Source organism: Marinobacter azerbaijanicus, from assembly GCF_030250645.1.
GTDB lineage: Bacteria > Pseudomonadota > Gammaproteobacteria > Pseudomonadales > Oleiphilaceae > Marinobacter > Marinobacter azerbaijanicus.
Genome location: NZ_JASSVS010000038.1, coordinates 1 through 7,547 on the forward strand (window position 1 = coordinate 1; position 7,547 = coordinate 7,547).

Sequence of the window (7,547 nt, forward strand, 5' to 3'; positions counted from 1 at the left end):
GCACCTGCCGTACGAGCTGCTGGAGAAAGTCTCCAACCGCATCATCAACGAGATCCGCGGCGTCTCCCGCGTGACCTACGATGTGAGCAGCAAGCCGCCCGCGACGATCGAGTGGGAGTGAGGCACGCGTAAGGGGTAGCTGGCAATGGAATTGTTAAGCCCATGTTTTATGGGCTTTTTCCTTTTCTTTGGTGCTGTCTTGCGGTTTTTTTCATCTTCAAGGGCCGCTTGAGCGTGGCATCTGAGCTGGTATGATCAAGTCATGGTACATGGGTAATAACTGATACCGTGCGTCTCGACCTAAGACTAACGTTTAGATCAGTAGCGTGACTCGCTCATGTGGGCTGGGGCGTAAAATGTACTCCTGAAGGCCGTTGTCCATGATGCGAACAGTTTCAGCGAAATCATAGGCGGTAAAGTGGGGAGCATGAAGATCTACAGTGCATCGCAACTGTCTGCTCTGACCCGGCTGTTCTCTGCCGCCGTTTTCCGTGAAATGGCGAAGAAAGGTCAATCAGGCTTATTCCGTCGGCTGCTCGGGCAGACCGATCTTATTGAGCATGCCGGCCCGCACGCGACTGTCGGCGACACTTTCGACTCCGCATTCGAGATTTTGCAGATCGCGGGGCACCGCGACGAATACATCTATCGAGCGGCGGTCAGTCAAAAAGTGTTGATGGGGACGCACTCGCTCCGCACAGCCTCTATGCTCAATGAGTTTCGTGTCGGCAGCAGCAAGGCTGATCTTGTCATCTTGAATGGCACTGCGACCGTCTATGAAATCAAGTCGGAGAGGGATTCGCTTGCGCGGCTCGCCAATCAGGTCGAGAATTATAAGCGCGTTTTCGCAAAAGTGAGTGTGATCACGAGCGAAGGCCATATCGAAGGTGTACTAGAAACGGTCCCGGACGATGTGGGGGTGATGTGCCTTTCCAAGCGCTACCGGATCACGACAGTACGCGAAGCGGTAGACTGCCCGGCGCGAATCTGTCCGGTGACTGTCTTTGAGTCGTTGCGCATGGCCGAAGGCATGGCAATCTTGAAGGCGATGGGCGTGATGGTGCCTGAGGTCCCCAATACGAAGAGGCACGCCGCGATGCGTGACCTTTTCGCCACGCTAGATCCGGTTGCTCTACATGTAGAAATGGTGCGGACGCTCAAGCGGACGCGCGATCTTGCACCTCTTGGCGACTTAGTCGACCGTCTGCCCAAGTCCTTGCAAGCTGCGGCGCTGTCAGTATCGGTACACCGTTCTGATCATTCGAGACTGGTCGACGCCATCGCGACCCCACTGCAAGCGGCCATGACCTGGAGCTGACCGACGTATGTACCATCCCTATTTCCGCGGTAAACAATTCGAACTTATCACGATCCGCGAGATGGCTGAATTGCTCGCTAAAATGAACTTTGTACCTGTGATTGAGCCGGTGCGCGAGTCTCTTGGCGGCCTCAAGAAGACCTTGAGTGCCGTATGCGCCGCAGGCGGGCGCGCAATTGTTATCGTGAACCCCTATCACGGTGACCATCAGGAAGACGGAACGAACATTACCTGCCTCCTACAAGAAGACTTTACCGGTGTTGGTAATATCTCCGCTGGCATCCTGCTGCGTAATGACATGAAAGTCGAAGAGGTAATGGCCTGCTATGGCCAACATGCCTCTCATAATCCTGTTCTAGTCCACGCGGGCTTCACCGCACCCAAGGCGCTGGCGGCCGCACTAGACGACAGCATCCCTGGCCTCACCAACGTCTTTGTCGAAGATCATGCAAAGCTTCTCTACCGGAAACATTTCGACCAGAGCACGCGTATCCTTGTGCGTGACGGTTTCAAGCGGCAACGCAATGCCGACTATCCGGAGATGGAGGAGTTCTCGGATCTTCATGTAACCTATGGCGATCTCGGCATGGCGGGTTTTGGCGATTTTCTGATGGTCGGCGATGCGTACACTGAGGGCGGCGGTCCAGCCTATGCCGTTGCGATCCACCTGACCTTCATCGATCCTGACAAGGACGATGTTATGTACATCTATCACTTCGTTTCGGACACGAAGGACACACCGACCGATCCCGCCGGCAAGTTCGCTCAGGCGCTTGCGAAGCTAATCGCGAAACTGGATAGCGGCACCTCCCATATTCTTGAGACCGAAGCGATCGAGGAGTTTCGCGTTCTTCATGCTAAAGGCCACTTCCCGGGATTAGGCTACGTCAAAAAACTCTCGATGAAGCACCACATCGAGACACTTGCGCACCATTTTGGCTGATCGGCATGGCAAAGCGTTTCTGTTGCCCGGAGTGCTTCGACGATCGCGGCCTGCACGATCAACTCTTCCCAACCCTTGATCCCGGCCATGGGACATGCGATTTCTGTGGGACCACTGATACCCAGCTCATTGAGCCGGAAAAGCTGGCCGACTACTTCGAACTCCTAGTCAATGTATATGAGCCGAGTGAGGACGGGAAGTCGCTAGTCGAATGGATGAAGGAAGACTGGCTGCTCTTCAGCCATCAACGTATGGACATTGCCCACGCTAAGGAGTTGCTCGGCGAGATTCTCAATGACGGTGAGATCGTCCGACGCAGTTTCGCCCCATCGGTGAGCTATATAAGCGAAGGCCTCGCGCAGTGGGACAAGCTGCGCGACGAGATGATGTATGCCAATCGCTGGTTTCTCGACGTAGCCATCGATGGAGAACGTCTCAAACAGCTGCTCGACATGCTGATAGCGCCGCCATTGCCCCTGCAATGGTATCGCGCGCGCATCCGCACAGATGATGAGGTCTTCCCGATCGAGAGAATGGGCGCACCGCCGAGGCGACGCTCGTCAAACGGCCGGGCCAATCCGGCCGGAATCCCCTACCTCTATCTAGGATCGCTTCCTGAAACTGCTGTGGCAGAGATCAGGCCTCATACCGGCGAGGTCGCTTGCGTCGCCGAGTTCACGATCCCTAATATTAAGGCTGTGGACTTGCGCAATCCACGCAAGCTCGTTTCGCCCTTCATCCTGTCAGAGTCGAGCGCAATCGGTCAGCTGCGCGCCGACTTGCCGTTCCTTGAGCGCTTGGGTGAAGAATTGACTCGACCTGTTCAGCCGTCGGGGGCGGCGATCGACTATATACCGAGCCAGTACCTGTGTGAGTTCATTAAGAAGAGCGGGTTCGACGGAGTGGTCTATCGTAGTTCAGTCAGCGACGGTATCAATCTCGCTCTGTTCAATCCCGAACAGGCGGACGGTGGGAATGTTACGCTTTACAATGTCACAAAGGTGTCGGTTGCAGTGGGTTCTGCCTAAGTAACCACAATATAACCGCGGACCAGTCTTCAGGTCCGGCGATCGCCATCCAGGACGACGTAGCCGACCCGCAAGGCTTGGTGCGTCTATTCCATACCATGAGAGAATGGCTACGGAACTGTTTCTGTCGAGCGAAATCGAGTATCAAAACAATAGCTGTCATCGCTGCCGCCTCTGTAACGTCTTGGCTAGCTCGACCAAACATCCAGAATGACCGACCCGGAATGGTGCCAAATCCACCGCGTGTTCTTCGCCACCCATCATCTGGGCGAGCCACAGCCCCTCCTTGTCGGGGGCGGGGCCGATAACCGGCTTCATGACGGGTAGGCAGGGGCGGGCGCCTTTCCAAGGCTGTCGCGGAGCTCGCTACCGTGTGGTCCAAAGCGCTGCAGTAATTATTTAAATTCAGGAAGGCTTCTATGTCTCAGTTATGTTAATTACTCAGCGTATGGGCTAAGCTAGCATCGCGGCGACCCCCGGCAGCAGCTGCGCTAGCATTAATACGAACAGCAGCAGGCTTGCCTGGAGCCTAATTGTTGCACTGTGCGCCTTGGCGCCGATAGACATGGAGACATGGAGACGTTCAATCTCGACCCACGCCAGCTCGCCCGGATCGAGGCTGTTCATGGCGGCTTTCTGTATCAGCACCTTTATGCTGCTGCGTGCCTGTTTCGAGCGTCTCGAGTGGGCCTTACTCGCGTCGTTGTCGAAAACGATGAAGACGTAGAATTGGTTCGGCACGACGAACGCATTTACGCGCAGATCAAGAAGCGGTCGGCTAACCTGATTTTCAGCGATATTGAGGATGCTCTAGAGAGATTTGTTGCGATCAGAGCCGAACACGTCGAAGGTCGACGACAAGGTGCATGCCGATTTGCGATCGTTTCCAACAGCGCTCCAGGTCCAGACCTGTCTAAGAGGCTTACATCGTCTGACTGGCCCTCCGATGTCATGCTGCTCTACCCAGAGTCGGCCACAACAGATGTTGTATTACCTCAGCCTCTCGTGACGATAGAGGGCATCTTCGAAGACTGCCGAGCGGCAGCTGAGAACTTGCCATTTTCAGTCCTGGCTCCAGAAACTCTCGTGTGGAAACTCGTGGGCCGGGTCATGGCCGCATCAGGCGGTGTCGAACCCAATCCAAACCACGCATTCGCAGTCGCTGATCTACCATCCCTGTTCGAGCAGCTTGTGATTCAGTTGCAGGATTTCCCGGCGCCGCCTCTTCGCTATCGCCCGCAGGTCAGCGAACCTAGTCTCACGGGCAAACAACGCGTGCGCTTGATAGTAGGTTTCTCTGGTGCCGGCAAAACATCGTGGGTTTCGCAAACCGCATTGCACGCGACCGACCGCCTCGCCTATTACGACGTTGTTGATATTTCTGGCCCGGCTCTAGCCAGCGCCATAGCGCGGGAGCTAGCTGCCCGCATGTATGGGGCAAGGGGCGGTAAGCTTGGTGAGATCCTTTTACCCGGGGCTAGCGGAACGGAAATCTTATTCGCGATTGGCTGTCACCTCGCCGAAGATCAGCTCACCGCCACCGTCGTGCTGGATAATGCCCACCGCGTACCATCTGCAGACCTCGTCTCCTTGGTGGGCGCGTCGGAGCAATTGCGGTTTGTTCTTCTGGCACAGCCTGGCCAGTCAGTCGCACGGATCGAAGCGACGGTCGGAATCAAGGCGGAGCCGCTTGTCGGCTGGTCAAACGAAACTGCCGCCGCTGAGGGGGCTGCGGTCGGCTGCCGCGGCAGTTACGCTGATTACGAACGTCTACTGCAACTAACGGGTGGATTACCGCTCTACGTGCAAAACGCCCTGAAGATCGCGAGCGAAAGTTACGATGGCGACTTGAGCCGCCTTGTCGACGCACTAGAGGAGCGTACGCATGTCGTGGAAACAGCCCAAGAGCTGATTCTCGTTGATATTTTTGATGCGTTGAATGACACTGCCCGTCAGGTGATCGCAGCGCTGAGTCTCAGCGATGTCCCTCTGACGCAGACCGAGGCCGCCGGCGTCCTTAAGAGAAGCTTCGACCTTGAACCTGCAGCCACAGCAGCAGCCTTCAGACGACTCCGCTCGAGCGGTGCTATTCAGATTTTCGGCGTCGATCGTTTTAAGATTCATGACGCGATGAGGCCACTCGGGCGGGCATATCTGGACGAAAGCGGCGGTGAGCACCTCCATAAGGCTCGGGAAGCGATCCGCGACCTTTTAATCGCGACTTTGCCGCAGGAGAATGACCGTCAACGCGTGTTCCTGCTCCTCCGAATGTTTGTCGCCCTCGGAAACATCAAACCGCTGGTGGAAATGGCCACTGACGAGCTGTTCCATGAACTCGGCTACATGGATGAGATCGCCGAATTTCTTACGGCCGCAGCACAATCTGAAGAGGTCAGCGCCGAGGATAGATTCTGGGCCCTTGATGGCCTCGTCTTTGCACACTTCAAGGCTGGTGATGAAGCCTGCATCGAGGAGAAACTCGACCGCATGGAGGAGCTTGTCCGCAAGAAAAAGCTTGGTCTGCAAGAGCGGCTTGCGGTCGGGATGAAGCGCATGGTCTTTGCGGCTCGCGCTCAGGACGCCACGACGGTCCGAGCTATCATGCGCGACCTGAGCCGCGTGTTGCCTCAAACTCCTCAGTATCTCCGTATTGCCCGATACAACTACGCGCATGCGATGTACGAGCTCGGGCTGATGAATGAATGTGTGACAATCACGCTCGATCTCGTCTCGGAATATTACGGGGTGCTCGGCCTCACCATTAATGACGTGATGGCTCAGAATCCCGACAAGATATACTCGCTCCTGAAAGATGGAGAGGACCATACTGATGATCTGAAGCACCTTGCCGACGCGTTAGATCTCCAGTCCAAGGCAGTCAAGGCAATGGGTAATTTCCCTGGTCTAGGGCCGATCCATGCCATGAAGTTCTACTCGATGGCGCAGTCGCTCGATTCGTTCGTCCGTGTCGGGCAGGAGTTGGTCGACGACTTCATCGGTAGGAACGACTACATCGGCGCGCGCGATGTCATCGAGCGCAATTTGATGCCCACGATCGTTGGCCTCAAGCTGGCCGGACAAATCATTCCTGTACGCAGTAAATATGCCGTTGTGCTTGCATATTGTGGTGAGATCGATGAGGCTGAGGCGGAGATGGCTCGTCTACTTCCTTACGAATCGGGCCTTGATGAGCAAGGCCAGCTGGAGCTGCAAGCTCAGCGGGCTTTAATCGCCTACCTTCGCGAGAACCCGCCCCCACCACAATGGGAAATGCCGCTAAAGCTAAGCGATCACCAGAACAAGCCCTAATGTAGCAATTTCGGTTACGAAGCTATCCAGCGCCGAAGATAATAATCCGTTTCTTTATGGCTTTTACAGTGGTAGGTCTTGCGGATCATCTTGCGCACGGTCTCGCCCTGCGGTCCCACTCGCTGCTCTCCCAGTGACAGGTCGACGTTGTCGAGTTCCTCTTGGGTGAAGCCATCCACGGGCATCGGATTTATAGTCCAAATCTCACTGAGGCTTGCGACCATTCCGTTCGAGAACTCGATGCGCCTCAGCACTCGAGGAACGTGGTTTTTGAGTCCGTAAAGCTGCGCTACGCCCAGCTTGGCGCTGACACGTATGCTCAAGATCGGCTTTCGCTTGTAAAAGGTAAAATCCGCCGGCTGCCCTGAAGTTGACAATAGCATAAGTGTGTGGATCAGCATGCCCTTGCGATCACCGAAGTGCTGCTCCAACCGCTTAATCGCCTCTTGGGGCGTAATGTCCTGCGCCATGGCCTATTCTCACCCTTTTCACACCTAACCGAGAAATTATGGGTTACTGCCGTCCCAGGTATCTAGCTGCCGACGGTAACTAGTATCCATAGTTTGTACCACGGATATCCGCAGCGGCACCAAGGGCGTTATTATTGGCGCGCCGGAGGGCATGGATCGGGAAACTGCCTAGAGTATGTCTACCACCTCTGCAAAAGACCTGCTCAGTGCAACTGGTGTATCCGCCTGTCGAGCTCTTTACTGAAGAAGGGGGGTAACCAAGAGGCAGGGGAGTCGTGGGAAGCCATCACAAAACGGGCGCCCTTGAGGCGCCCGCTTTCGTAGTGGAATAGAGGGCTCACCTTCAGAACCGATCAACCCGGAACGGAGCCATATCCACTGCTGTTTCTTCGCCATCCATCATCTGGGCGAGCAGTTCGCCGGTGGCAGGGCCCAGGGTGAAGCCCTGATGGCCGTGGCCGAAGGCGAGCCAAAGCCCT

Annotated in this window: 6 protein-coding genes; 5 read left to right on the top strand and 1 reads right to left on the bottom strand. The window is 55.8% G+C overall.

Annotation, left to right across the window (positions count from 1 at the left end):
* The 5 genes from QPM17_RS23160 to QPM17_RS23180 all read left to right on the top strand — a co-directional run.
* Positions 1 to 121, top strand: a 121-nt coding sequence (locus tag QPM17_RS23160; protein WP_285394118.1) for a GMP synthase (glutamine-hydrolyzing), incomplete at its 5' end; no start/stop codon positions are given.
* A gap of 306 nt (positions 122 to 427) precedes the next feature.
* Positions 428 to 1,318, top strand: a complete 891-nt coding sequence (locus QPM17_RS23165) for a sce7726 family protein (RefSeq protein ID WP_285394113.1) — start codon at positions 428 to 430, stop codon at positions 1,316 to 1,318.
* A 7-nt stretch (positions 1,319 to 1,325) separates the two neighbouring features.
* Positions 1,326 to 2,261 carry a sce7725 family protein gene (locus tag QPM17_RS23170; protein WP_285394114.1) on the top strand — a complete coding sequence of 312 codons (936 nt, stop codon included), beginning with the start codon at positions 1,326 to 1,328 and terminating at the stop codon, positions 2,259 to 2,261.
* A gap of 5 nt (positions 2,262 to 2,266) precedes the next feature.
* The gene (locus tag QPM17_RS23175; protein WP_285394115.1) at positions 2,267 to 3,289 is read left to right on the top strand and encodes an RES family NAD+ phosphorylase; all 1,023 of its coding nucleotides are present in this window, start codon (positions 2,267 to 2,269) and stop codon (positions 3,287 to 3,289) included.
* A gap of 573 nt (positions 3,290 to 3,862) precedes the next feature.
* On the top strand, positions 3,863 to 6,598 hold the full coding sequence (locus QPM17_RS23180) for a P-loop NTPase family protein (RefSeq protein WP_285394116.1): 2,736 nt from the start codon (positions 3,863 to 3,865) through the stop codon (positions 6,596 to 6,598).
* Between the two features lie 14 nt (positions 6,599 to 6,612).
* Here the strand turns inward: QPM17_RS23180 and QPM17_RS23185 are convergent, their stop codons facing one another.
* Positions 6,613 to 7,068, bottom strand: coding sequence for a hypothetical protein (locus QPM17_RS23185; protein WP_285394117.1), 456 nt, complete (start codon positions 7,066 to 7,068; stop codon positions 6,613 to 6,615).
* Between the last annotated feature and the right edge of the window lie 479 nt (positions 7,069 to 7,547).